Source organism: Enterococcus eurekensis (assembly GCF_042654605.1).
Taxonomy (GTDB): domain Bacteria; phylum Bacillota; class Bacilli; order Lactobacillales; family Enterococcaceae; genus Enterococcus_I; species Enterococcus_I eurekensis.
The window spans coordinates 1-26477 of sequence record NZ_JBHSGT010000013.1 but is presented as its reverse complement, the minus strand read 5'-3'; the positions used below and the strand labels follow the sequence as shown (position 1 = coordinate 26477).

Here is a 26477-nt window from a genome sequence, read left to right as displayed (position 1 = left end):
AAACCTAGTAAATGGGGACAATTTTGTGAGTGTAGCAGGTATCTAAATTATAAGTTGAATAGCCAAAAAAATGGATTTTGTCCAGTTTATTTGGTGTACTTATTTATGATACCTATCGATGAACGAAGACCATTGGATTCTAAGCGATAGAGCATCAGTCTATCGTTTTTTTGTGTTTTCTAGGTTGGACATAGTAGAAACGACGTAACGGGATTGAAGGTATCTCTTTTAATAATGAAGGGGAGAAAGAACCATGAATCAAACAACATTAATGAAATTACAATACAATCAAGTGATTGAAAAAATTCAAGAAAAAGCGATTGGCGAACATAGTAAAGCAATCATTGGTGAATGGTTACCACAAAGCCATTTAGCAACAGTTGAAAAACGTCAAATTGAAACAAAAGAAGCGCGCTTAATTTTAGACAGTAATCAACATGTCCCTTTTATGGGATTAAGTCGGATTGTTGTCTTAATGGATCAAGTCCGAAAGGGTTTAATTTTAACCCCAGGAGATTTAGTTGAGTGTGGTGATTTTTTACGTAGTAGCCGTTTAATTATGAAATTTTTTGAGAAAAATCAATACCAAACACCAACGCTCTATGCTTACAGTCGCTACTTACCAGATTTAATGGAAATTGAAACAGCAATTGAAGCGAAAATTAGTAATCAAAAAATTGTCGATACCGCAACGACTCAACTGGCAAAAATCCGTCGCAAAAAGATTGAACTCCAAAAAGAAATTCAAGAGAAGTTAATGAAATTTATTCGCCATGGAAAAAATAAAGAAATGATTCAAGAGAGTATGGTTGTCAAAAAAGGCGAACATTATACCGTACCGATCAAGGCCAGTTATAAAAACAAAGTGGCAGGGACTTTGATTGAGGAATCGAGCAAAGGGCAAACCGCATTTATCGAACCAAGTGCGGTTTCAAAATTAAATGAACAACTCAATCAACTGATGATGGAAGAAACGATGGAAGAATATCAAATTTTAGCGGAGTTAACGGGTTATTTAGCTGAAAATGAAGCAGTGATTGATCAAGCGATTGAAACGATTACCGTTTTAGATTGTATCTTTGCTAGAGGGAAATATAGTCGAGAAATCAACGGCGTTACGCCAAAAGTCAATAAGGAAGAACGCATCCACTTGATTGGTGGACGCCATCCGTTTTTACCAAGCGATGCGATTCCATTAAATTTTGAGATTGGAGAAGCTTACCGAGGATTAGTCATTACTGGTGCTAATGCGGGCGGCAAAACAGTCGTCTTAAAAACGATTGGTCTTTTAACGCTAATGGCGATGGTTGGTTTACAAGTTCCAGCCAAAGAAGGAACGGAATTGGCCGTTTTCGATCAAATCTTTGTTGATATTGGTGATCAGCAAAACTTAGAAAATGCCTTGAGTACTTTTTCGGGACATTTAAAAAATATTGGCGAGATGCTACCTAAAATCAACCGTCATACGTTTGTCTTATTTGATGAAATCGGTAGTGGAACAGAACCAAATGAAGGGGCATCGCTTGCGATTGCAATCATGGGTGAGATGTATCAAAAAGGGGCGATTATCGTTGCTACGACTCACTACGGTGAAGTGAAACGTTTTGCACAAGAACATGAGGATTTTGTTCCAGCAGCGATGGCATTTGATCAAGAGACATTGTCACCACTCTATCGTTTAATCGTCGGCCAAGTTGGAGAAAGTCAGGCACTGTGGATTGCTCAAAAGATGAATTTAACTGCTAATGTCATAGAAAAAGCTCAAAGCTACATCAACAAAGCGCCGTTTGAAACAACCCGTCAAACATTTAAATTGGCACAAAAACCGTTGAATACAAGCAACGAAACGCTTGTTTTATACACAAAAGGAGACCGGGTTGAATTAACAGAAAGTAAAAAAGTCGGTCTCGTTTTTCAAGACGATGAACAAGAAAATGTCCAAATCTATGTTGATGGTGAAATAAAAGAAGTATTGCGCCGTCGCATACGATTACTTGCTGGTCGAGAAGTGCTCTATCCACAAGATTATGATTTGGAACAACTTTTTAGCGATTTTCACGAAAGAAAACAAGAAAAAGATTTATTACGGGGTTCGAAAAAAGCCCACAAACGTTTGGATAAAGAAGCCAAACAAAGACGATTCAATCAAAAGGACCAGTAGAGAGCTTACTTGATAATGATATATTTTGGCTGAAAAAAATCGATTTCTAATGGTAATTTTGATTAAACTTGCGTATACTTTGTCTAATCGATTTTGAAGTGAAAGTGGCGTGATGAATTGGAAACGAAAAAATTAAAACGAGAAATCTCTTTGAGTGGTGCTTTATCGACGGTCATGGGAACGGTTATCGGTGCGGGGGTCTTCTTTAAAGCAGCTGCCGTTGCGTCACATACACAGTCAGCAGGACTGGCATTATTTGCTTGGTTACTAGCCGGCTTCTTAACGATTTGTGGGGGATTAACAGTTGCGGAACTGGCAACTGCCATTCCTAAAACAGGTGGCGCGATTCAATATATTGAGGCAACTTACGGTAAATTACCCGCTTTTTTACTCGGTTGGGCACAATCAATCATTTATTTTCCAGCCAACATTGCGGCACTGAGTATTATATTTGCAACGCAACTGATTAACTTGTTTCATTTGGATGCAAATATACTTGTGCCAGCAGCGATTGTAACGGCGATTAGTGTGACTAGTATTAATTTGTTAGGTACACGTGTCGCCGCACGAGTGCAGTCACTGACATTAGTAATCAAGTTGTTACCAATTTTTGCGATTGTTCTCTTTGGTTTATTTACAGCAGGTGACGTCAATGTTTCGTTGGTCAATTTAAAAACAGGGGACAATCAATCATGGTTAGTCGGTTTTAGTGGAGCACTTTTAGCAACGTTATTTGCCTACGACGGCTGGTTGAATGTTGGGAACGTTGCAGGGGAAATGAAAAATCCCGTGAAAGATCTTCCAAGAGCAATTATTTTAGGGTTAAGTTTTGTGACGCTGATTTATTGGTTGATTAATTTTGCATTCTTTAAATTTTTACCTGTAGAGCAGGTTTCCGGTAACTTAAATGCTGCTTCAGAAGTAGCAGTAATGTTATTTGGTAAAGCTGGCGGGAAAATTGTAACAATCGGTATTTTAATTTCCGTTTATGGAGCATTAAACGGGTATACAATGACTGGAATTCGGGTGCCTTATGCCTTAGCTTTACAAAATGACTTTCGCTTTAGTGCAATGCTGACCAAATTAACACGTCGGACTTATGTGCCGCTAGTTGCGACACTTCTTCAACTGGGGATTGGTTGTGGGATGATTGTGATTGGTAGTTTTGACTTACTAACTGATATGCTTGTTTTCGTTATGTGGTTTTTTAGTCTACTAATCTTTTTAGCTGTTTTTATTTTAAGAAAAAAACATCCTGAATTAAAACGCCCCTATAAAGTGCCACTATACCCATTAACACCTTTAATTGCGATTTTTGGTGGGCTCTTTATTTTGGTTATGACGACGATTACCCAGCCATATTTAGTTTTAGCTGGGATTGGACTGACCTTATTAGGCATTCCAGTTTATTATTTTGGAAAAAGTAAATAATGATAGTGAAACAGCCAGACGGATTTCAACCGACTGGCTGTTTTTTCCATCGATTAAAAAGTGAACTTTCCTATGCTATGATTCTTCCTTGAAGAAAAAAGAATTTATCGTAGGAGAATAAAAATGAATACAACGGAATTACTGATAGGATTGTGTCCAGTGATAGGTTGGGGATTTTTTCCAACTGTCGCATCAAAGATTGGCGGTCGACCAGTCCATCAAATTTTTGGAACAACTTTAGGTGCGTTTATTTTTGCTTTAATTGTGGCGGTAGCTACTAAAACGGCTATACCAACTGGCAGTGACTTAGTCTTATCGATTGTCTCAGGAATTGGTTGGGCCCTGGCGCAAATACTAACTTTCCAATCCTTTGCTTTGGTTGGTTCTTCAAAAGCGTTACCAGTGACAACTGCTTTTCAATTAATGGGCGCTTCATTATGGGATGTTTTATTTTTAGGGAACTGGCCTTCAACTAGTGAACGAATTTTAGGTGGAATGGCATTGATTCTAATAATTATTGGTGTAACCTTAACTGTTTGGATGAAAAAAAGGAATCAAGAAAGCACGAATATTATGAAGAAGGCAATTTTGATTTTAGCATTAGGTGAGATTGGTTATTTAACGTATTCAGCGGCACCACAAGCAACAAATATTGATGGTATGACAGCTTTTTTACCACAAACGATGGGCATGCTATTTGTCGCATTGATTTATAGTGCGGTTGTTTCGTTAAAGGGACGTCGCGTTTTTACCGAGCGCGTTTCATATGGTAATATCGTTTCGGGCTTTCTTTTTGCTTTTGCAGCATTAACCTATCTAATTTCTGCGCAACCAAACATGAATGGATTAGCCACGGGCTTTGTTTTATCTCAAGTCTGCGTTGTTGTAGGTACTTTAACTGGAATATCCTTTTTAAAACAGCCAAAAACCAAAAAGGAAATGCATGTGACGATTGTTGGATTAGGATTGATTCTTTTTGCAGCAGCGTTAACGGTAATTGGATAAATAAGAACAAAAACGAATGTAGACAATCTGTCGGACGTTCGTTTTTTTGATATAATGAATAAAAAGCTACAAGCAAAGGAGTGAGTATAGATGCTACAAAAATCAGTACCATTTAAAAGTATTTATATGAAAATTGATGCAGTTGAGATTGAAAAAATACAAGTACCAAGCTTACCAGTCGGCTATTCTTATCGTTTTTATCAAGAAGGGGATCAAGAAAACTGGGCAAAATTAGAAACACTTGTCGATGAATTTGCAACGATTGAAGCAGCACGCGAACGATTTGAATCGGAGTTTTTACCAAGCGGTGATCGCTATCAAGCTTTGGCCCAAAAATTTTCAATCGCTGAAAATATTTTGGATCAGCGTCAAGTCTTTATTGAAGCTCCGAACGGTGAAGTTGTCGCTACAGCCACGGCTTGGTTGGCAAATAAATTTGGGGAATATCAACCAATCTTACATTGGGTTAGTGTCCATCCTGATTACCAAGGTTTACAACTTGGTAAGAGTGTCGTAGCCAAAGTGATGTCGCTATTTCCAAAATATGAACCGCAAAAAGATGTGATGTTACACACCCAAACGTGGAGCTATCCAGCGATTGTCTTATATCATAAATTGGGTTTTTATTTGTGTAAAACAGAAACGTTGCGCCCGAACGATAATGATTTTGATAACGGTTTGGCCGATGTGTTAAAAACAGTCATCAAAGAACCTGTATTTTCAAAATTAATCGCAGAAGCCCGATAAAAATGAAGACGAAATCTTTGTTTTTTAAAAATATATTGTGTACAGTAGAGTAAGAAGAGGTGATAGCGCTTTTTCTAAAAAAGAGAAACTAGGAGGAATTATCAATGAAGAAAGTCTATGAAACAAAAATCATCAATACTGGTGGCCGTGAAGGTGAAGTTCATTCTCCAGATCATAGTTTTGAGCACAAGGTAACCTCTCCAGGCAAGAAAGTTGAAAATGCAACAAACCCTGAACAATTATTCGCAGCAGCCTATAGTGCTTGTTTTAATGGGGCGTTGGAACTTGTAATGGATCAAGAAAAAGATGTTCATCCAAGTACAATTACTGCTCGCGTTAGTTTATATGCCGACGATGTAGAAGGATTCCATATTGGCGTTGTCTTAGAAGTTCATATCGATGGTGTTGACGAAGCGCGCGCATTAGAGCTTACGAAAAAAGCCGATCAAGTTTGTCCATATTCTAAAGCGTTAAGAAACAACGTAGAAGTAACATTCGAAATTGTTTAACATAAGTACTAAATAGCTCGTTTCATGGTCAAGGATAGAGAAATGAGGGAGACTAGATGAAGAAAAAGGTTAAAGGTGAGACTAGTCCACCGATTGTGACTTTAGCTGAAGATGTTGATCGTTTTGAACGTGGAAACTTAAGTGATCCTTATTACCAAGGTAGTTGGAAAACGACACTTGGAATCATCGTATTTTTAGTTGCCGCTTATTTTATCTATCTGACTTTTTTTAAATAGTAAGTCAAAAGAAGACGCACAAAGTCGATATTTTTTATCGTTTTTGTGCGTCTTTATTAGATGATTAAAATGAAGAGTTTTCGCCTTCTAAGAAAGCTAATTCTTCTGGTGTCGATACACGTCCTAAAGCTTTATTTCGATGTGGATAACGACCGAATTGCTCTAAAATGACGAGATGCAATTTTTCAAAATGTAGTTGGTTTTCAAGGCCTGGTTGGCTAAATAAGCGGACAGCCTCTTGATGAATCACGAGTGATTCGCTATGCATAAATGGCAAATATAAAAAGCCTTTTTCAGTAGTCGTCAAATCGGATAAATCAGCTTGTTTAATGGCTTCTTGTGCTAAAGCCAATGCCATACTATCACAAGCAAATGCGCCTGGAGTATCGCGATACATATTCCGCGAAAATTGATCGAGAATTAAAATTTCTGCTAAGCGACCGTGAATATTTTCACGCCACGTATAGAGTTCACCTTGTGCAGCTTGCTGATGAATTTCTGCGAAGCGTTCACGCAATTGATTGTCTAATGCTTCCGTACTTTTAAACCAATTTTCTTCAGGTATTTCTTTAAACCAATAGTTTAAAATCGTTTGTGGAATCATATGCTTACACTCCTTTTCATTAGTTTATCGATTATTAGATAAAAAGGCAAAATAAAAAAAGCTAGCTTTTTTGAAATGAACTTGGTATAGTAGCAGAAACGTCCATTAATATAAATGGCTTTACTTCCAGTAAGTCTTAAATTCCCTGTCTAGAAAGTCGATGGTTGCTGAAAATCGAACACAATTTACTGACTGAATTACAAAGTATCGTATACAATTAAATCAATTAACATTGAGGAAAACAGGAAAACTATTTTTAAATTAAGGTGGTACCACGAAATGATATTCGTCCTTAGCTAGCAACCCTAGCTAAGGACTTTTTTATTTAGGTTATTTTTACGACTCAATCAAGGTTATTTTTACAACGTTCTGATACGAGGGTTAAGGAAGATTTCGATATTATTTTTGGGAGAAAAAGGGAGAGAACTGTAGTGAGTTGTGGGGGAGTCATTCGTTATCGTTTCTTTTGGAATTTATTATAAATTACGAATAAAAATCCAAAGGAGAATTAGAAATGAAACAAAAAAATCAACCAAGTGTGTTAGAAGCGGGTCTTGTTTTAACAGTCATTATTGCGAGTATTGCTTTAGGAGTTATCGTGATGAAAGTCTCACCAAGCATCGCGATTTTAGCGTCAATTGCGATTGTAATGGTTTATGCAGTGATTAAAAGGGTGCCGTTTGATCAAATCAATCGAGGTATTGTTCAAGGAATAAAACCAGGAATTATTCCGATTTTTATATTTTTATTAATTGGTGCGTTGATTGCCGTCTGGATTCAAGCGGGGATCATTCCAACTTTGATGGTTTACGGTTTTAAATTAATTAGTGTCAAATGGTTTGTACCCTCAATCTTTATCGTCTGCGCGATTGTTGGGAGTGCAGTTGGAAGTGCTTTTACCGTAATGTCGACCGTCGGGATTGCCTTTTTTGGGATTGGTACGACCCTTGGGATTCATCCCCCTTTACTTGTCGGAGCGATTGCTTCTGGAGCTATTTTCGGCGATAAGATGTCGCCGCTTTCTGAATCAACTAATCTAGCGGCAGCGATTGCCGAGGTGGATTTATTTAAACATATTCAAAATATGTTGTGGTCTACGATTCCAGCTTTTATTGTTTCACTAATTTTATTTTCAGTTTTAGGCGTCTCTGAAACGTCTGCGCCATTATCGGAAATCAATGAAGTTGTTCACGTGTTAGAAAGTAATTTTAGCGTTTCTCTATGGGCCTTTATCCCAATTTTATTTATGTTTTTCTGTGCTTGGAAAAAGATCCCAGCTATCTTAACGATTTTATTGAACGTTGGGATTGCGATTTTATTTATTATTGTTCAATCACCCGAAACACCCATTACGCAAATCGCAACTTTTGTTGAATCCGGGTTTGTTTCAACGACAGGTAATCAACAAATTGACTTACTGCTTTCACGTGGTGGCTTGGCTAGTATGATGCCGACTGTTTCTTTAATTATTTTAACCCTGTCATTAGGTGGCCTATTGATGGAAACCAACTTGATTTCGACCGTGATGGGTGTGGTTGCCACGAAAATTAAATCAGGTTCTGGCACAATTGTCGCGAGTTTATTAACATCAATTGGGATTAACTTTTTTATTGGTGAGCAATTTTTATCGGTGATTTTACCGGGAAATGCATTTAAAGAAGTTTACCGTGAAAAGAAAATTGATTTAGTTGTTTTAAGTCGTGTGTTGGAAGATGGGGGAACGGTCATTAATTACTTAATCCCTTGGGGAATTGCCGGAAGTTTTGTTGCCAGTACTTTTGGTGTTCCGACACTAACGTATTTCCCATTTGTCTTTTTTAGTTTGTTGTCGCCAGTCTTTTCGATGCTAAGTGCGATTACAGGAATTGGCGTCACTTACCTTGATCAAAGAGTCGAGAAGAAAAAATTTTTTAGTATCAAATAGCTTTATGAGAGAAATCACTGTATCGAGTGGTTTCTTTTTTGTATCTTAAAATGAAACTTTTGCTACTGAAAGTTAACAAAGACTCCTTTGATGTTTCAAGTGAAAAACTTTATAATGAAGAAAAATAGGATGTGAGCAGATGAAAATTGGTCGGATTGTTAGCGAAAAGCGTAAAGAAAGAGGTATGACTCAACAAGAATTAGCTGATTTCATTGGTGTTTCTAAGGCATCGGTTTCAAAATGGGAAAATGATTTAACCTATCCGGATATTACTCTTTTACCACTATTAGCGGCTTTTTTTGATATTACTTTAGATCAGTTATTGGACTACCATTCACAATTGACGGCAGATGAGATTAAGCGGATTTATCAGCTATTACAAAACAATTTAGTGAATAAAAGTGGTGAGGAAGTCTTGCATGAACTTCGCCGGTTTGTTCGTCGTTACTACTCGTGCTATCCATTTATTTTACAAATGGGTTTGTTTATTTTGAATCATTATGATTATTTTCCAAGTGTTTCAGACCAAGAAAAAGCAGATGTCTATATTGATGAAGCGAGACATTTATTTTTACATGTTAAGAAAAATACAAAAGATGCGTATTTAATTAATCAAGCAACCAATTACGAAGCGTATACTTTGTTGGCTCTAAAACGACCAGATGAAGTATTAACGCTACTGGGACAACACGTACCGGCTTATTTTCCAACTGAAAGTTTAATAGCGAGTGCTTTTCAACAAAAGGGGGAGCTAGATAGGGGTGTTGCAACACTTCAAAGTGCGATTGCTCAATATTTGTACGTGATGATGAGCGGCTTTACTAATTATTTACAACTGTTATTAAACGACTTTGAAAAATTTAAAACAACCTATCATCGTGGAAAAGTTGTAGCCGATACGTTTGATTTAAGTCATCTTCACCCGATTATTTGGGTGAATTTCCAATTGTCTGCAGCAGTTGGTTTTGCACAATTTGAACAGCGAGACAAAGTGGAGGAGATTCTAACGGATTTTTCCCATGTTGTAGCGAAGTTAAGCTTACCGGTAGAGCTACATGGCGATGCATATTTTGATCAAATCGAATCATGGCTGGCACAACTCGAACTAGGCCAACAACTTCCGAGAAAATCTGAGAACCTTCAAGAAGAGTTATTTGCAATTGTTTTGGAGCATCCAGTTTTTATTCCTTACCACAATGAACCGTTTTACAAAAAAATTGAAACACTAAAGGAGCATTTAAATGAATAACACACAATTTTTCCTAGACAATTTACCCTTATTTATTCCATTAATCATTTTAGAACTGGCACTGTTGATTACAGCAGTTAGGCATGTTTTAAAGCATCCGAACTATCGCTTTGGTAACAAGGCCTTCTGGTTAGTTATTGTGATTGTGTTCCAAATCATTGGTCCAGTTATTTATTTTGTAATTGGTCGAGGTGAGTCAGAGTGAATGTTTTGGAGATCAAAGAAGTTTCAAAACAGTTCGGGACTAAAAAAGTCCTGAATCAGCTTTCTTTTTCGATTCCTAAAGGCTCTATTTTTGGCTTTGTCGGAGAAAATGGTGCGGGGAAGACGACTTTGATGAAACTCATTTTAGGTCTGGATAACCTGACTGCTGGTGAAATTTACATTAATGGACAGCAAGTGCATTTTGGCGAAACAAAAACGAATCAAATGACCGGCTATTTACCGGATGTTCCAGAATTTTATGATTATATGAATAGCACGGAATATTTAATGCTATGTGCTGAAATTACCAAGATTGATAAAAAGCAACGTCGAACACGTGTAGAGGAAATGTTGGAATTAGTTGGTTTAGCAAATAATGACCGGAGGATTAAAGGTTATTCACGCGGGATGAAGCAACGTCTCGGCATTGCCCAAGCGCTGTTAAATGAACCAGAATTTTTAATTTGTGATGAGCCCACGTCGGCTCTTGATCCGAGTGGACGCAATGAATTTCTTGATTTATTGGCGTCATTACGAGGTCGGGTGACGGTTTTATTTTCAACGCATATCTTAAGTGATGTTGAGCGTATTTGTGATCGAGTTGGGATTTTACATCATGGCCAGTTACAAGTTATCGGCACATTAGAAGAATTAAAAGAACGATACGCTCAAGCACAAATTGAAATTATTTTTGAAAATAATGAAGCCGCGCAACGTTTTATTAGTCAAGAGTCGAATGCAGTACTAGCTTCAGATGAGGGACAAGTCTTTATACGTTATCAAGATTCTTATCAGGCTGCTTTTGCTCGCTTAATTCGACAACTAGATGAACAGCAGTTAACAGCTAAAAGTCTGCGACATATTGCACCTTCATTGGAACAAATTTATTTGGAGGTGACGAAATGAGGATTTTTACAGCTTATTTAAAAAAAGAGTTACTCGAAGCTTGGCGCACGAAAAAAATATTTTTATTATTCATTATTTTTACGATATTCGGTATCATGAATCCTTTAGTTGCAAAGCTCACGCCTGAAATTCTAAAAATGAGTTTTGGCGATTCGTTTCCTATTACAGAGCCAACTTCAATCGATTCATGGATGCAATTTTATAAAAATATGAATCAAATGGGTATTTATCTGTTTGCGATTATTTTTAGTGGTAGTGTCAATCAAGAGATTTCCAAAGGAACATTGATCCCCTTAGTGACAAAAGGTCTGAAACGGCCGATACTTATTTTAAGTAAGGCTATAATTATTTATTTACAGTGGTTAATGAGTGTTTTTCTGTCGTTTGGAATTACGTATGGGTACACTTTGTATTACTTTCCAGATGATAAGAGTGCCTATCCATGGCTCGCACTACTACCGTTACTAATTTTCGGCTGCTTTTTAACCTGTTTAATTGTATTTTCTTCAACGTTAACCAAAAATCAATTTGAAGCGTTACTTGTTTTAATTGCCGTAATTGTTATAGGATACTTGGCAAATTTATTTGAAGTCGTTAAGGATTGGAATCCAATCTCATTAGTTGGGGAGAATATGTCGATTTTAATTGATCGAAGTGTATTTGTCGATTTGGTCCCAAGTATGTTAATTAGTTTGTTGCTTTCAATTATTTTAATATTCAGTAGTATGCTATTAATTAAAAATAAAAAACTTTAAAAATGTCAAAAAGACTAGTATTTATAAAAAAATCCTGTAAAATAGATAATAAGAAAACGCTTACGGTTAAAGGTAAGCAAAATTAAATACAAAGATAAAGCCTAAAGAAAGAAAAACAGGAACTTTCTTTCTTTAGGCTTTTTGAGCATTTTTATTGAGTAAGTTAAAAAAATACAGTACAATTATCTCGAATTCGAAATAAAATAAACGAAGGAGCGATCATCAAATGAATCGACAAGATAAGAGTTTACAGGCGTTAATCGCTATCTTACGAACAAGTGGTGCACTTGAGAATATGGTTCGTAAAGATGTTAGTTGCTATAACTTGAACTTAACAGAGTTTTCAGTCCTAGAATTACTTTACCACAAAGGGAGTCAAACAATCCAAACAATTAAAAATAAAATTTTGATTGCAAGCAGTAGTACGACGTATGTAATTGACCAATTAGTAAAAAAAGGTTATGTAAAACGTGAGCTTTGTCAGGCAGATAAGCGTGTGACTTATGCTGAGATTACAGAAGAAGGAAAGAAACTAATGAGTGATATTTTTCCAAAACATGCGAGTCGTATCGAAAATAATTTTGAAAATTTAACAGAAGAAGAATTAGTTCAACTAAAAAATTTACTTAGAAAAGTAACCCAAGAAAAAAAGGAGATTGAATAATGTGAAGCAAGAGCAACTACCATTAGGAATTCATCATGTAACAGCTATTACAAGTGATGTTGTAAAAAACTATGAATTCTTTACGAATATTTTAGGCATGCGGCTACTTAAAAAAAGTGTCAATCAAGACGACATTCATACGTACCATACTTATTACGGGGATGACGAAGGCACACCAGGGACAGCGATGACGTTCTTTGATTTTCCCAATATTCCAAAAGGGATTAAAGGAAACAATGCGATTACCCGTACCAGTTTCCGTGTACCAAATGATGCCAGTTTAGTCTATTACAAAAAACGTTTTGAAGAGTTTGGTGTGACTCATGGTGAAATTACGGAAGAATTTGGAGTAAAAGTGTTACATTTTTCTGATTTTGATGATCAAAATTATCAATTAATTTCAGATGAAAATAATCACGGTATGCGTCCGGGAATCCCGTGGAAAAAAGGCCCGGTACCAACTGAGTTTGCTATTTACGGGTTAGGTCCTGTTGAAATTACGATTAGTTACTTTAAGGACTTTAAAGAAATTTTTGAAGCGTTGTTTACTTTTAAAGAAATCGCACAAGAAGGTAATCGTTACTTGCTAGAAGTTAGTGAAGGTGGAAATGGTGCTCAAGTCATTTTAGTCGAAGATAAAGAAACACCAAATGGTCGTGAAGGCTATGGTGAAGTCCATCATTTTGCTCTTCGTTTGAAAGATACTGAAGCAATCTATGCTTGGAAAGAACAGTTAGATCGCGCTGGTTTTGGCAATTCCGGCCACGTTGAGCGTTTTTACTTTGAATCATTGTATGTCAGAATTGGACATGTTTTAGTTGAATTTGCAACGGATGCTCCAGGATTTATGGCAGATGAACCATATGAAACATTAGGAGAGAGTTTAGCTTTACCACCATTCTTAGAACCAAACCGTGCATACATTGAAAGCCAAGTTAAACCTTTCAATACGAAACGTGAGGCTTAATGATGAAAGTTATTTCTTCCAATCAATTAACACAACAAGAAAACTATAAATTATTAATTGGTTCGATTATTCCTCGTCCAGTGGCTGTTGTTACTTCCGAGTCTTCAGAAGGGGCTTTAAATATTGCACCTTTTAGTTTCTTTAACATTGTTAGTTCTGATCCGGTGATGGTTTCGATTTCTTTTCAACGTAAAAATGGACAAGAAAAAGATACTGCTAGAAACTTACGTGAAAAAGGCGAAGGAGTGATTCATATTTTAGATGAAGCCAATGTCGTCGAAGCCAATCAAACAGCAGTGACACTAGGACCTCATGAGAGTGAATTAACGGTAGCTGATTTTACCTTGGTCCCTTCAAAAAGTGTAAAAACGCCCGCTTTAAAAGAAGCGAAGGTTCGTTATGAAGTGACGGTTCATCAGCAAATTGAGATTAAAAAAGGCGAGACGGTTACGGCGGATCTCTTCATTTTAAATATTGAGAATTATGTGATTGATGAAGAAGTCTATGAAGAAGGTAAAATTAATCCCCGTAAATTGGCACCCGTTAGCCGCTTAGCAGGACATGATTACAGTAAACTAGGTGAGATCTTTACTATTATTCGCCCAGATTAAAAAATATTTTTATCTTCCCGTGTAGCAATTAAAAAGTTCATATGAGCAAAAAGAGAATGGTGACGAATGTCATCGTTCTCTTTTTGCTGTTCTTGATGGCTATCAAGTTCAATTCTTTTCGTATCGACTATAGTAAAGATAAGAAAAGGAAAGAAGGGGTTAAGAATGAAACTTCAACGTTTTATTAAAAAGTATTTAAATGGCATTATTATCGCAAGTGGTGTGTTAGTCACTATTGGATTGTTAAGTGAATATATTTTTCATCAAGAATTAGTAGCTGTAAGCACAATGATTATCGCTTCGATTATCGGGGCTTTCCCGATTATGGTTCAAGCCTTTCAAAGTTTGAAAAATAAAGTAATTAGTATCGAGCTACTCGTCTCAATTGCTGTCATTGGTGCATTTTTTATTCAGGAATATCATGAATCAGCCATTGTTACTTTCTTATTTTTATTTGGTGCTTATTTAGAAAGAAGAACGATTCAAAAAACGCGTGATTCGGTCAAAAATTTAATTGCGATGGCACCTACGACAGCTCTAATCCTTGATGATAATGGAGAAGCAGAAGAAGTTGAAATTGACTTTGTCGATGAAGGCGATCGCTTACTTGTTAAAACGGGGGCCCAAGTGCCAGTCGATGGTTTTGTGCTTTTTGGTGAAGGGTTTATTGATGAAGCAAGCGTGACCGGTGAATCTTTTCCGGTGAAGAAAAAACTTGGTGATAAAGTGTTTGCCGGCACGATTTTAACCAATGGCACATTACAAATTGAAGCCGAAAAAGTTGGCGAAGATACGACTTTTGGAAAAATTATTGAATTAGTTGAAGAAGCACAAGATAGCAAATCAGTCATGGAAAAGTTTATTAATAAATTCTCAAAATACTATACGCCGGCTGTGATTATTTTTGCACTCGTAACCTATTTATTTACACGTGATATTCGTTTAGCAATTACCGTCTTAGTACTTGGTTGTCCAGGAGCACTTGTGATTGGTGTCCCTGTTTCTAACGTGACAGGAATTGGTAATGGCGCGAAAAATGGGGTCTTAATCAAAGGTGGCGAAGTTCTAGACCGAATGAATCAAGTCGATACGATGGTCTTTGATAAAACAGGCACGTTAACCGAAGGAAAAATGGCTGTGACAACTTTCAGTGTCGTAGGACAAGAAGATCCGTTAGGGAAAGCTTATTTAGCCGCCATCGAGAAAGAATCCGATCATCCGTTGGCACAAGCGATTGTTAGTTATTTAGGAGAAACAAAAAGCTTTATGGTAGAGCAATCACGGACGGTTGAAGGTCGAGGTATTCAAGGGATTGTTGATAAAAAAGAAGTTTTAATAGGAAATGAACGATTATTAAAAGAAAAAGAGGTTGCAATTTCTCATTCAGAAGCTAAAAAAATTGATGCGATTAAATCACAAGGAAATTCAATTGTTTTAGTAGCAATAGAAGGCAAGTTACAGTTTATTATTGGGGTCTCAGATGTAATACGACCAGAAGCAAAAGAAGCTTTGGCACGTCTTCGTAAGATGGGAATTAAACGCTTCGTTATGCTGACAGGGGATCATACAGTGACTGCTCAAGCTGTTGCAAAACAATTAGGAATTGATGAAGTTCATGCCGAATTATTACCGGAAGACAAAGTTCGGGAAGTTCAAAAGCTAAAAGACACAGGTCATGTCGTAGCCTTTATTGGTGATGGTATTAATGATTCACCATCGATTGCTTTAGCAGACATCGGGATTGCGATGGGATCTGGAACAGATGTGGCTGTAGAAACATCCGATATTGTTTTGATGCGTTCAAGCTTTGAAGAGTTGGTCCATGCTTACGGCTTAACTAAAGCAACAATTAGAAATATGCGCCAAAATATTTTAATTGCCTTAGCGACCGTAGCCTTTTTATTTATCGGTTTATTCGCAGGATTCATCTATATGGCTTCTGGAATGTTTGTTCATGAGGCATCGATATTAATTGTCATCTTTAATGGTTTACGCTTAGTTAAATACAATCAAAAATAAAAACGAGGTGCTTTTTGGATGAACCAAGAAGCACCTCATTTATTTATCGAGAGTTCTTTATGGAAAAGCTGGATCGGTGTTACGAACGATTCGAATGAATTCAAATTCTTCTTCCCACATTACGCCATCAGAAAGATGGTAAGCCGTTATGTAAGTATCGTCAGAATCATCAAAGTCGTAAGAGATATCTACCCAATTATTTTTTAATGGTTTGACACTATAGGTACCGGTACGAGCTTCGCCAAGACCTTGAGAGAAGAGTTCAAATGTGCCATCAGGATTGTAATTCCAGGTGTTATGGAATTCTGTGCCTTCAGTGATTGTCCAAGTACCTAAAACGTTTCGAGAAAAATCAACAGCGTCTGTTTGATAATCTTCCTGATAAGCACCAGAATTAACGACACTTGTTAAATCAGTTGCACGAGTGAATTGGCCTAAATAACCAAAGCCCATTTTAGATGAATCGCCATTGAAGTTTGCAATAAAGTAAGTGCCAATACCACCAATGTTTTCGTTAAAGCCATAAAGCTTAATCATTTTTGTTTGATCAAAATCGGCACCAACAGTAAAGGTTCCAGAGCTGTTAATTGCCCCTTCAAGTTCCCAATTACCAGTGCGATCAATCGTTAATGTTTGATTGTCTTGCTCCCATGTTCCGACAAGATTTGCACGGTTGTCAACAGAGATTGGTTTTTCAGAACTACTAGTAGGAGGTTCCGGTTTTTCAGAACTTGGTTTGGTAGTTGATTCTTCGACAGTTGAAGTTGATGATGGCTTGGTCGTTGTTGTTTCAGTAGTCATGGAAGATGATTCAGTAGCGGTCGATGATTCAGTTGGTGGGGTGGGTGCGGGACGGGAACAAGCGCTAAAAACGAATAAGACAAGTAATAATGAAAGCTTTTTCATTTCAACCATCTCCTTTAACCTATTATAAACCTTTTCTTTCCTAATCAAAAACAATATGGTATAACAGTTAAGGATACTTTAAGGAGGAGTTTGATTGGAAAAGGAACAAATGAAACAACGAATTCAAGATACGATTTATGTAACGATTGGCGCGTTTATTTTAGCTTTAGCCGTTAACATTGTTTATTTACCAAACCAAATCGTGGCCGGTGGTGCCAGTGGCTTGAGTATAGTCTTAAATGATTTATTTGGTTGGGATGTGGCCATGACGCTTTACGCGATTAACGTGCCACTACTTGCTTTATGTTTCTTACTACTGGGCAAAGAAGTCGGTTTAAAAACGATTTATGGTAGTTTGGTTAATCCTTTTTTTATTTGGATGACAGCAAGTGTGCCACCGTTAACAAATAACATTTTTCTAGCAGCACTTTATGGCGGAATTTTAACCGGAGTTGGTTTAGGTTTGGTTTTTCGTGGGAATGCTTCAACGGGTGGTTCAGCGATTGTTACACAAATTGTCCATAAGTTTACCAATATGTCTTTAGGTGTAGCTGTTTTTGTAGTCGACGGGATTATCATAGCAACTGCATTATTTGCTTTTCCAAAAGATTCCGTTTTATTTTCAGTCATTAGTCTGTTTATTATTGGACGAGTAGTCGACCGGATTCAAGTCGGAATGTCCCGTTCAAAAAATTTATTCATTATTTCAAAAAAATACGAAGACATTCATCAACTATTCATCAAAGAATTGGATAAAGGGGTTACGTTAGTTCCAATTGAGGGCGGTTATACAAATGAACCGGGTAAACTAATCATGGCAGTCATTCCTGAAAGTGATTTTGTTCAAGTCAAAGAAGCAATCTTAGCAATTGATGAAGCAGCCTTTTTTGTTAGCTTAGAGGCGAGTGAAGTGAATGGTCGTGGTTTTAGTTTAAAACGAATTATGGAAGATTATAGTGTCGACGTCTAATACAAAAAGAAGAAGCCCAATTGGACTTCTTCTTTTTTATTTTAATTACTCTTCTTCTTTAGGTAGATGATTGTCAAGATCGGTACGAACAACTAAAACATCGCACGGAGCATGGCGAATGACGTATTCAGAAACGGAACCAATAAATAGGCGTTCCACGGCATTCAAACCAGTTGCACCTAATAGGATTAAATCAATATTGTATTCATCAGGAATGTATTTTGCAATGACCGTTTTTGGAGATCCGTATTCAATTAAGGTTTTAATCTTATCAACGCCTTCTTTTTGAGCCGTTTCTTCGTATTCCTTAAGTGAGTTTTTGGCCATGTCTGTTGCTTGTTCAGCCAGCATTGTATCAAAGGAGGTCATTGTTTGAAAGGCACGGGCGTCAATTACATGTAGTAGTAATAACTCCGCCTGATTTCGTTTTGCAACGTTTAATGCTTTTTTAAAAGCTAATTCCGCCTCTTGAGAACCATCGACGGCAACCATAATTCGATTATACTGTTGTAACATAAGAACCACATCCTTTTCATCCTTTTCTTTATTGTAAACCTTTTCAGATGAAATGCCAAATAACTAGACAATAATTATTTTATTTTTTTTGAAAATTGGTAACTAAAAGTCGCCGAAGCGAGCATCATGACAGCTAAGAAATAAAGTGTCATTTCCTTGTCAGCAAAAGGAATTAGTAAAAATGCGGTAATTCCTAAACCGAGAAAAATCATACTATATACTTGTAAAAATTGTTTGTTAGCAAGACTGTCATCTGCCAGTAGTGTCAGAAAAATCACTTGTTTTTTAAACAATAAAAAGCTAAAAACTAAAAGAACGAGACCAATTAATATTAAAATTCCTAAAATCATTATTTATATTCCTTTCAAAATGTAGTAACTTTAGTATAGAAGATGAATGGATGGGAATCAAATATTTCCTAATCATTTTGAAAGCTATGTTTTAAAAATATGATTAAGGATGATTGAAAGGTAAGTGAAGAAATGAAAGTATTTGGACAATTTGAAAAAATCATTAAATTATCTGTTGATATAATGATTGGAATCTTGGTATTAGCTGTTTCAATTGCGATGGGCGAAGGTGTTTTTAAAATTACACAACATGTACTAATGATTAATTTAAAAGGGGACCCCAATTATGTTATTGAGCAGATGACGACCATTTTTATCTTTTTAGAAATTATTTTAATGCTGTTACGTTATATTAAAGAAGGTCATCATATCCCAGTGCGCTATCTTGTATTAATTAGTATGACTGCTATTTTAAGAGAATTGCTATTAGAACATGGCGGAGGAATTGAAACAGTTTACTTATCAATTGCGATTTTAATTTTAGTGGCAGTATTATTCATGTTCGAAAAAATGACTTCATTCACCTCGATCCATTCAGAAAAAGACGAGAAAATCTAGGTTGTTTTTGAAGCGCTCAGGTTCGAGAAATAAGTAAGATGACCGAAAAAATGGTTTTTTCATTTTTCTCGGTTATGCTTATTTCCGAGAACATGCTTCACAAACACCGAAAAATCTAGGTTGTTTTTGAAGCGCTCAGGTTCGAGAAATAAGTAAAATGACCGAAAAAATGGTTTTTTCATTTTTTTCGGTTATGCTTATTTCCGAGAACATGCTTCACAAACACCGAAAAATCTAGGTTGTTTTTGAAATGCTCAGATTTTATAAAAAAGAACGATGGAAGACGTAAAAGCAGTCATCTTATCGTTCTTTTTTTTCTATCTAAATAGCGTTTGGAATATAAAAAACCTCTCATTTTCATGAGAGGTTCATTTGAAAAAAGATGGGTTTTCCGTCAATGCCGTTTCTTGTCCCGGAGTATTGATCCCGCAAGTTATAGCAGGTGGGTTCCACGGTCAAAGCATTGAACTACCAAGTGAAAAGGCATGTTACTAACTTGAACACCGGACGGATCCCAATATATCAATAAAAATGTTCGGTCAACACTAAAGAGGGATAACTCGCACATTACAGATTTCCCACTTACATAATATCATAGGAAACAAAAACACGCAACCGCGACCCTCTGATTTTGGAAGCGTTATACTTGTTTATTTCTTTTTCCATTCATTAATCTGATTTAGACGAAAAGCGAGTGCTTGTTCATACTTACCGGTAGCTTTTGGTAAATAATAACGAGCATGTTTTAGTTTATCAGGTAAGTACTGTTGCTTAACCCAAGCATTCTCAAAATCGTGTGGATATTGGTAACCAATGCCACGTCCTAGATTTTTTGCACCTTGATAATGACTATCTTGCAGGTGACTTGGTACGAAACCAGCATGTCCTTTGCGAATATCGGCTAAAGCTGCATCAATGCTGATAACGGCGGTATTTGATTTTGGCGATAGACATAAATCAATGACCGTTTCTGCTAAAGGAATCCTTGCTTCTGGGAATCCAAGTTTTTCGGCGGCCAAGACCGCGTTGACGGTTCTTGATGCAGCTCCAGGATTAGCAAGGCCGATATCTTCGTAGGCAATCACGAGTAAGCGACGGCAAATGATGGGTAAATCGCCAGCTTCAACGAGACGTGCTAAATAATGTAAGGCTGCATCAACGTCACTACCGCGGATTGATTTTTGGAAAGCAGAGATCACATCATAATGGGCATCGCCACCTTTATCATGGGTCAAAGATTTACGCTGAATGCATTCCTCAATAATGCTTAATGTGATGACGATTGTGCCATTTTTATTTTTAGGTGTTGAACGAACGCCTAATTCTAAACCGTTTAGTGCACTACGTAAATCGCCGTTTGTCGCCCGTGATAAGTGTAAGAGCGCATCGTCTTCAATTAGAATCGATTCGTTGCCTAATCCATTTTCTTTATCTTTTAAGGCATGGTTAATGGCTTGAATAATGTCTTCTTCTGTCAAAGGCTTGACTTCAAAAATTTGTGTTCGGCTACGGATGGCGGGGTTAATTGAAATATAAGGATTCTCTGTTGTGGCACCAATTAAAATAATCCGACCACTTTCTAAATGAGGTAGCAAAAAATCTTGCTTGGTTTTGTCGAGGCGATGAATCTCATCGAGTAGCAAAATCACCGTTCCGCTCATTTTTCCTTCTTCAGCGACAACTTGTAAATCTTTTTTCGTGTCAGTTGCGGCATTTAATATACGAAATGCATAGCGGGTTGAACCAGCAATCGCGCTTGCGATACTCGTTTTACCCGTTCCAGGAGGGCCGTATAAAATCATTGAGGATAGCATTTTAGCCTCAATCATCCGATGAATAATCTTACCGGGAGCGACTAGGTGTTGTTGGCCAACAACTTCTTCTAAATGTTTCGGGCGCATTCGGTAGGCCAGAGGTTTTTGCATGGAAATCCACCTTTCGAATTAATTCGTTAAAAAGAGTATAACATATGGCGCTAAACGACTGTAATTTTTGAGAAAGTCAGTCGTTGGGCATAGCGTAATGACAAGGAATTGTGTATCATAAAAGTAATAGTGGATGGATGGATAAATTCGTGACAAATAGGAACGAGTAAACAGTCAACATTGCCAATAAAATAAAGAAAAGAGGAAAAAGTCATGGCGAAAGAAACAATGTTAACTTTTCTAGATGAACAATTAAATAAAAAATTAACCGATTACGATGTTGCAATTGATTGGGATGCGAAAAATCATACCATTGAATTAGTATTTTTACTATTTGCAGAAAACAAAGAACAATGGTTAATCGATGATACCGAAGGAATCGGCTCTTCTGAAGAAGTGATTGAATTTGAGGATGGTATTTTATTATATAACCCAGGTAAATCAAAGATTGATCCGGAAGATTACTTAGCTTGCCTACCTTTTGAAGGGAAAAAAGGTATGAAAAAACAAGAGTTGCTTGGTTTAGTTGATTACATTAAAGAAATTTTAGATGATGGCCAAAGCGCTTTACTCGACTTTTTAGAAGATGAAGAGTCTGAAGTATTTGAATTGAATTTTGAAAAAATACGTTATGAAGCGTGTGTTGCGAAATATGCGGGTCAAGAGCAATTTATCCCATACCCAAGTTATTAAAAGGAGAGCAAAAAATGAAGTGGAATGAAGTAAAAGTAGAAACAGCTAGTGAAGCGGTTGAAGCTATAGCTAATATTTTAATGGAATCAGGTGCCAGTGGTGTAGCCATTGAAGATACTTTAGATATTGAAAATTTTAAAAGTGATGCTTACGGGGAATTACTCGACAAAAAATCTTATACTGGTTTAGAAGAAGGGGCTTTAGTCATGGCTTACTTCCCAGAAACGATTTTCTTACCGGAAATTTTACCGTTTATTACGAGTCAAATTGATAAATTACCTGAGTATGGTTTAGCAATCGGTAAAAATGAAGTGACGGTGAGTGAGGTCCAAGATGAAAATTGGGCAACTGCCTGGAAAAAATATTACCATCCCGTCCGTGTCACACGTTATTTAACGATTGTACCCAGCTGGGAAGACTATCAGGCAACAGATGAAAACGAAAAAATTATTACCCTTGATCCAGGAATGGCTTTTGGAACAGGAACGCACCCAACAACTAATTTAACTTTACAAGCATTAGAAATTAGCCTACGTGGCGGCGAAACGGTACTTGATGTTGGGACAGGTTCAGGCGTTTTAAGTATTGCGAGTAAATATTTAGGTGCAAAAGATGTTTATGCTTATGATTTAGATGAAGTGGCCGTTCGTGCCGCGCAAGAAAATATGGATTTGAATACGATAGCAAAAGACGTGCACGTTTCAGCCAATGACTTATTGAAAGATGTAACAGTCGAAGCCGATATTATTGTCGCCAATATTTTAGCCGATATTATTTTACTAATGATTCCTGATGCGTGGCGTTTACTGAAACAAACAGGGAAATTAATTGTCTCAGGGATTATTGCAGATAAAAAAGATTTAGTAATCGAAGCGATGGAAGCACAAGATTTTGTCGTTGAAGAAGTTTTACAACAAAAAGATTGGTATGCGATTATTCTAGGAAAACCAGAGGACGAATAAATGCAACGCTATTTTATTAATGAGGATTATGAAAATAAAGCCCTCTACCAAGCAGAAGGTGAAGACTACCACCATATGATTCGTGTCATGCGCATGGCTGTGGGGGATCAAGTTTTTTTAGCTTTTAAAAACCAAGTGTCCATTATTGCTGAAATCACTGCAATATTTGAAAGTCATGTGGAACTAAAAGAGCTGTCGAAGGAACAACAAGACAAAGAACTACCAGTCCACATTACGATTGCATCGGGTTATCCAAAAGGGGATAAATTGGATTTAATTTTCCAAAAAGCAACCGAACTTGGCGCGCATACCCTAATTGGTTTTCCAGCGATTAGCTCAGTCGTTAAATGGGATGACAAGAAGTTACACAAAAAACAACAGCGCTTGGAAAAAATTGTCGAAGAAGCAGCGGAACAATCGCATCGTCAATTAGTACCAGCAGTGACTTTGTTTTCAAATAATGCTGATTTTTATCAACATTTAGCGACCTACGATAAGATACTTGTAGCATATGAAGAATCAGCCAAACAAGGCGAGAAAAGTCAATTAGTTCAAGCTTTCCAATCGCTCCAACCTGGTCAGCGTGTCTTAGCAATTTTTGGGCCTGAAGGTGGGATTACCCCGAAAGAAATTGAAATTTTTACTCAAGCAGGGGCTTTTTTATGTGGATTAGGACCAAGAATCCTACGTTGTGAAACGGCACCGCTCTATTTGTTAGGAGCGGCTAGTTATCAACTTGAATTGCAATAGACGAATACTTTTATAAGAAAACAAATTTGAAAAAGTGGACTAAAATTTGTATAATTAAACGGTAAACAAGACAAAATAGATGAAATGGTGTCTGGGAGCTTCCCAGACATTTTTACTAAGGAGGGTTCCAAATGGCAAAAGAAGTTATTTTAACGGGGCCAAATGTCATCAAACTCGTTTCATTTTATATGAGTGAAAAACATACGGCTTTTGTTCAAAAAGCGCTAGATTTTGCGACAAAAGCCCACGAAGGCCAATTTCGCAAATCAGGGGAACCGTACATTATTCACCCGATTCAAGTAGCAGGAATCTTAGCGGAACTTCATATGGATCCTCACACAGTGGCGACTGGTTTTTTACATGACGTGGTTGAAGATACGGATTATACTCTAGAAGATCTAGAAGCAGAATTTGGTAAAAATGTTGCGATGCTTGTAGATGGCGTAACAAAATTAGGAAAAATTAAATACAAATCACATGAGGAACAATTGGCTGAAAATCACCGTAAAATGTTAATTGCAATGGCACAAGATTTACGCGTAATCATGGTGAAATTAGCTGACCGACTGCACAATTTGAGGACATTAGGTCATTTACGTGAAGACAAACAACGACGAATTGCCCAAGAGACAATGGAAATATATGCACCCTTGGCTCATCGTTTAGGGATTAGTCGAATTAAATGGGAACTAGAGGACCGTTCCTTACGCTTCCTTCATCCAAATCAATATTATCGCATCGTGCATCTAATGCAGAGTAAGCGTGAAGAACGTGAAGCGTATGTTGAAGAGGCCGTTGAAGAAATTCGCATTGCTACAGAAGAATTGGACATTTATGCTGAAATTTATGGACGTCCGAAACATATTTATTCAATTTACCGTAAAATGGTTGATAAGAAAAAACAATTTGATGAGATTTATGACCTCTTAGCAATTCGTGTCATTGTCGAATCTATTAAAGATTGTTACGCAGTTTTGGGGACGATTCATACGAAATGGAAACCAATGCCCGGTCGTTTTAAAGATTATATCGCTATGCCAAAAGCCAACATGTATCAGTCACTTCATACGACTGTTATTGGGCCACAAGGCAACCCAGTTGAAATCCAAATTCGGACACATGAAATGCATGAAATTGCCGAGTTTGGGGTCGCGGCTCATTGGGCCTACAAAGAAGGTGTGATTGAGAAAGCAAAACCGGATAAAATGACCCAACATGTCGGTTGGTTTAAAGAATTACTAGAATTACAAGATGAAAGCTATGATGCCTCTGAATTCATGGAAGGTGTTAAAGGTGATATCTTTAGTGACAAAGTGTATGTCTTCACACCAAAAGGAGATGTTACTGAGTTACCACAAGGTTCAAGTCCACTTGATTTTGCTTACAATGTGCATACCGATGTCGGGAATAAAACCGTTGGTGCCAAAATTAATGGCAAGATGGTTCAATTGGATTACAAACTTAAAAATGGGGATATCGTCGAAATTTTAACTTCAGCCAATTCATTTGGTCCAAGTCGCGATTGGTTAAAACTAGTGGCAACAAGTAAAGCCAAAAATAAAATTCGTCGTTTCTTTAAAACGCAAGATCGTGATGAGAATATCGAAAAAGGACGCGAATCGGTTGTGAAGTGCCTACTAGATATGGGATTTGTACCGAAAGAAATCTTAACTAAAACCCGATTACAAGAAGTAATTAGCCGCTATAATTATCAGTCAGAGGAAGATTTATATGCAGCAATTGGTTATGGGGAACTAAGCCCACTGACATTTGCTAATCGAATGACTGAAAACGAACGAAAAGAAATCCAACAAGAAAAAGAAAAACAAAAGATTCAGGATATGATGAATCAACCGGTGGAAAAGAAATCGGAGAAAATGAAAATTCGTCATGAAGGTGGCGTAGTTATTCAAGGCGTGCAAAACTTGTTAATTCGAATTAGTCGTTGTTGTAACCCTGTTCCAGGGGATAAAATTGTCGGCTATATCACAAAAGGGCGCGGAATCTCTATTCATCGAGCAGACTGTCCAAATATTGTCAATTCACCCGAACATCAAGATCGTTTAATTGAAGTTGAGTGGGAAGATGCGGGAAATAGTAAAAAAGAATATGATGCGGACTTAGAAATTTATGGTTTTGATCGTTCAGGATTACTAAATGATGTCTTACAGGTCGTTAATACACAAACTAGAAAAATTTCCAGTGTTGAGGCTCGTTTGGATAAAGATAAGAATGCGACAATTCGTTTAACGGTAGCCATCCAAAACTTAGAGCATTTGCAACAGATTGTCGCGAAGCTGAAACAAATACCAGACGTTTATAGCGTTGAGCGAACGAGAGGATAATTATTTTATGCGCGCAGTAATTCAAAGAGTCAAAGAAGCAAGTGTCGCAATCGATAATGAAATTGTTGGGGCCATTCAGCAAGGTTTCATGGTTTTACTAGGAATTCATGAAGATGACACGCTAGAAGATGTGGCTTATCTAACACGCAAGATTGAAAAATTACGTGTTTTTGAAGATACCGAAGGAAAAATGAATCTAGATATTGCGGCTGTTAATGGTCAGATTTTAAGTATCTCGCAATTTACCTTATATGCGGATACTAAAAAAGGCAACCGTCCAAGCTTTGTTAAAGCGGCTCGACCAGAAGTGGCCATCCCACTTTATGAAGCCTTTAATCAATCCCTTGAAATGCAAGGTTTAGGTGTAGCAACTGGCCAATTTGGCGCAAACATGCAAATTTCTCTAATTAACGATGGTCCAGTCACAATTATTATTGATTCTCCTGAATAATTCATAGCTTTAATTCTTTGGCACATTTTATTGAAATATGTATCACTAATATCCCTATC

At 37.0% G+C, this 26477-nt stretch carries 27 protein-coding genes and 1 other RNA gene; 22 read left to right on the top strand and 6 right to left on the bottom strand.

Annotated features, from left to right (window positions below):
- The first annotated feature begins 253 nt into the window (after nucleotides 1-253).
- The 6 genes from ACFO3L_RS01240 to ACFO3L_RS01215 all read left to right on the top strand — a co-directional run bounded on the left by ACFO3L_RS01240 (nucleotide 254) and on the right by ACFO3L_RS01215 (nucleotide 6089).
- Nucleotides 254-2161, top strand: a complete 1908-nt coding sequence (locus ACFO3L_RS01240; RefSeq protein WP_379963039.1) for an endonuclease MutS2 — start codon at nucleotides 254-256, stop codon at nucleotides 2159-2161.
- Nucleotides 2162-2335: 174 nt separating this feature from the next.
- Nucleotides 2336-3592 (top strand): APC family permease, encoded by a 1257-nt coding sequence (locus tag ACFO3L_RS01235; RefSeq protein ID WP_379963245.1) that lies wholly within the window; start codon nucleotides 2336-2338, stop codon nucleotides 3590-3592.
- Nucleotides 3593-3715: 123 nt separating this feature from the next.
- Nucleotides 3716-4597 carry a ribose/proton symporter RbsU gene (gene rbsU / locus ACFO3L_RS01230; protein ID WP_379963037.1) on the top strand — a complete coding sequence of 294 codons (882 nt, stop codon included), beginning with the start codon at nucleotides 3716-3718 and terminating at the stop codon, nucleotides 4595-4597.
- Between the two features lie 90 nt (nucleotides 4598-4687).
- Entirely contained in the window at nucleotides 4688-5344 is a 657-nt protein-coding gene (locus ACFO3L_RS01225) for a GNAT family N-acetyltransferase (RefSeq protein WP_379963035.1), read from the top strand.
- 104 nt (nucleotides 5345-5448) lie between these two features.
- A complete protein-coding gene (locus tag ACFO3L_RS01220) occupies nucleotides 5449-5853 on the top strand; it encodes an organic hydroperoxide resistance protein (RefSeq protein WP_379963033.1) in 405 nt (134 codons plus the stop codon).
- A gap of 56 nt (nucleotides 5854-5909) precedes the next feature.
- The gene (locus ACFO3L_RS01215; RefSeq protein WP_379963031.1) at nucleotides 5910-6089 is read left to right on the top strand and encodes a hypothetical protein; all 180 of its coding nucleotides are present in this window, start codon (nucleotides 5910-5912) and stop codon (nucleotides 6087-6089) included.
- A 64-nt stretch (nucleotides 6090-6153) separates the two neighbouring features.
- On the opposite strand, the gene ACFO3L_RS01210 is transcribed toward ACFO3L_RS01215, so the two are convergent.
- Nucleotides 6154-6693: a DUF924 family protein gene (locus ACFO3L_RS01210; protein ID WP_379963029.1), complete on the bottom strand. Its 540-nt coding sequence runs from the start codon at nucleotides 6691-6693 to the stop codon at nucleotides 6154-6156.
- Nucleotides 6694-7207: 514 nt separating this feature from the next.
- Between ACFO3L_RS01210 and nhaC the strand changes: the two genes are divergently transcribed.
- The 9 genes from nhaC to ACFO3L_RS01165 all read left to right on the top strand — a co-directional run bounded on the left by nhaC (nucleotide 7208) and on the right by ACFO3L_RS01165 (nucleotide 15992).
- Nucleotides 7208-8617 (top strand): Na+/H+ antiporter NhaC, encoded by a 1410-nt coding sequence (gene nhaC, locus ACFO3L_RS01205; RefSeq protein WP_379963027.1) that lies wholly within the window; start codon nucleotides 7208-7210, stop codon nucleotides 8615-8617.
- 139 nt (nucleotides 8618-8756) lie between these two features.
- Nucleotides 8757-9866, top strand: a complete 1110-nt coding sequence (locus ACFO3L_RS01200; protein ID WP_379963025.1) for a helix-turn-helix domain-containing protein — start codon at nucleotides 8757-8759, stop codon at nucleotides 9864-9866.
- Nucleotides 9859-10071 carry a PLD nuclease N-terminal domain-containing protein gene (locus ACFO3L_RS01195; RefSeq protein ID WP_379963023.1) on the top strand — a complete coding sequence of 71 codons (213 nt, stop codon included), beginning with the start codon at nucleotides 9859-9861 and terminating at the stop codon, nucleotides 10069-10071. Before ACFO3L_RS01200 ends, ACFO3L_RS01195 begins: the two co-directional genes overlap by 8 nt.
- Nucleotides 10068-10976 carry an ABC transporter ATP-binding protein gene (locus ACFO3L_RS01190; protein ID WP_379963021.1) on the top strand — a complete coding sequence of 303 codons (909 nt, stop codon included), beginning with the start codon at nucleotides 10068-10070 and terminating at the stop codon, nucleotides 10974-10976. Before ACFO3L_RS01195 ends, ACFO3L_RS01190 begins: the two co-directional genes overlap by 4 nt.
- A complete protein-coding gene (locus ACFO3L_RS01185; protein WP_379963019.1) occupies nucleotides 10973-11731 on the top strand; it encodes an ABC transporter permease in 759 nt (252 codons plus the stop codon). The genes ACFO3L_RS01190 and ACFO3L_RS01185 overlap by 4 nt, the downstream gene beginning before the upstream one ends.
- A gap of 226 nt (nucleotides 11732-11957) precedes the next feature.
- Complete coding sequence (locus tag ACFO3L_RS01180; RefSeq protein WP_379963017.1) at nucleotides 11958-12395, top strand: MarR family winged helix-turn-helix transcriptional regulator; 438 nt, start codon at nucleotides 11958-11960, stop codon at nucleotides 12393-12395.
- On the top strand, nucleotides 12388-13362 hold the full coding sequence (locus ACFO3L_RS01175) for a ring-cleaving dioxygenase (protein ID WP_379963015.1): 975 nt from the start codon (nucleotides 12388-12390) through the stop codon (nucleotides 13360-13362). Before ACFO3L_RS01180 ends, ACFO3L_RS01175 begins: the two co-directional genes overlap by 8 nt.
- A gap of 2 nt (nucleotides 13363-13364) precedes the next feature.
- Complete coding sequence (locus ACFO3L_RS01170) at nucleotides 13365-13973, top strand: flavin reductase family protein (protein WP_379963013.1); 609 nt, start codon at nucleotides 13365-13367, stop codon at nucleotides 13971-13973.
- Between the two features lie 165 nt (nucleotides 13974-14138).
- Nucleotides 14139-15992, top strand: coding sequence for a heavy metal translocating P-type ATPase (locus ACFO3L_RS01165; RefSeq protein WP_379963011.1), 1854 nt, complete (start codon nucleotides 14139-14141; stop codon nucleotides 15990-15992).
- 57 nt (nucleotides 15993-16049) lie between these two features.
- On the opposite strand, the gene ACFO3L_RS01160 is transcribed toward ACFO3L_RS01165, so the two are convergent.
- Entirely contained in the window at nucleotides 16050-16898 is an 849-nt protein-coding gene (locus ACFO3L_RS01160) for a hypothetical protein (protein ID WP_379963009.1), read from the bottom strand.
- Nucleotides 16899-16992: 94 nt separating this feature from the next.
- Here ACFO3L_RS01160 and ACFO3L_RS01155 point away from each other — a divergent pair, with 94 nt between their 5' ends.
- On the top strand, nucleotides 16993-17868 hold the full coding sequence (locus ACFO3L_RS01155; protein WP_379963007.1) for a YitT family protein: 876 nt from the start codon (nucleotides 16993-16995) through the stop codon (nucleotides 17866-17868).
- Nucleotides 17869-17913: 45 nt separating this feature from the next.
- On the opposite strand, the gene ACFO3L_RS01150 is transcribed toward ACFO3L_RS01155, so the two are convergent.
- Both ACFO3L_RS01150 and ACFO3L_RS01145 read right to left on the bottom strand, forming a co-directional pair.
- Nucleotides 17914-18384 carry a universal stress protein gene (locus tag ACFO3L_RS01150; RefSeq protein WP_379963005.1) on the bottom strand — a complete coding sequence of 157 codons (471 nt, stop codon included), beginning with the start codon at nucleotides 18382-18384 and terminating at the stop codon, nucleotides 17914-17916.
- Between the two features lie 74 nt (nucleotides 18385-18458).
- Nucleotides 18459-18734: a hypothetical protein gene (locus tag ACFO3L_RS01145; RefSeq protein WP_379963003.1), complete on the bottom strand. Its 276-nt coding sequence runs from the start codon at nucleotides 18732-18734 to the stop codon at nucleotides 18459-18461.
- A gap of 132 nt (nucleotides 18735-18866) precedes the next feature.
- Between ACFO3L_RS01145 and ACFO3L_RS01140 the strand changes: the two genes are divergently transcribed.
- Nucleotides 18867-19292, top strand: coding sequence for a phosphate-starvation-inducible PsiE family protein (locus ACFO3L_RS01140; protein ID WP_379963001.1), 426 nt, complete (start codon nucleotides 18867-18869; stop codon nucleotides 19290-19292).
- Nucleotides 19293-19676: 384 nt separating this feature from the next.
- Here the strand turns inward: ACFO3L_RS01140 and ssrS are convergent.
- Nucleotides 19677-19871: non-coding RNA, 6S RNA (gene ssrS, locus ACFO3L_RS01135), on the bottom strand.
- Nucleotides 19872-19942: 71 nt separating this feature from the next.
- A complete protein-coding gene (locus tag ACFO3L_RS01130) occupies nucleotides 19943-21217 on the bottom strand; it encodes a replication-associated recombination protein A (protein WP_379962999.1) in 1275 nt (424 codons plus the stop codon).
- Between the two features lie 213 nt (nucleotides 21218-21430).
- On the opposite strand from ACFO3L_RS01130, the gene ACFO3L_RS01125 reads away from it, so the two are divergent.
- The 5 genes from ACFO3L_RS01125 to dtd all read left to right on the top strand — a co-directional run bounded on the left by ACFO3L_RS01125 (nucleotide 21431) and on the right by dtd (nucleotide 26418).
- The gene (locus ACFO3L_RS01125) at nucleotides 21431-21910 is read left to right on the top strand and encodes a DUF3013 family protein (protein ID WP_379962997.1); all 480 of its coding nucleotides are present in this window, start codon (nucleotides 21431-21433) and stop codon (nucleotides 21908-21910) included.
- Nucleotides 21911-21924: 14 nt separating this feature from the next.
- The gene (prmA, locus tag ACFO3L_RS01120) at nucleotides 21925-22872 is read left to right on the top strand and encodes a 50S ribosomal protein L11 methyltransferase (RefSeq protein WP_379962995.1); all 948 of its coding nucleotides are present in this window, start codon (nucleotides 21925-21927) and stop codon (nucleotides 22870-22872) included.
- Nucleotides 22873-23622: a 16S rRNA (uracil(1498)-N(3))-methyltransferase gene (locus ACFO3L_RS01115; RefSeq protein WP_379962993.1), complete on the top strand. Its 750-nt coding sequence runs from the start codon at nucleotides 22873-22875 to the stop codon at nucleotides 23620-23622.
- 131 nt (nucleotides 23623-23753) lie between these two features.
- Nucleotides 23754-25967, top strand: coding sequence for a RelA/SpoT family protein (locus tag ACFO3L_RS01110; protein WP_379962991.1), 2214 nt, complete (start codon nucleotides 23754-23756; stop codon nucleotides 25965-25967).
- 7 nt (nucleotides 25968-25974) lie between these two features.
- Complete coding sequence (gene dtd, locus ACFO3L_RS01105) at nucleotides 25975-26418, top strand: D-aminoacyl-tRNA deacylase (protein WP_379962987.1); 444 nt, start codon at nucleotides 25975-25977, stop codon at nucleotides 26416-26418.
- Nucleotides 26419-26477: the final 59 nt, after the last annotated feature.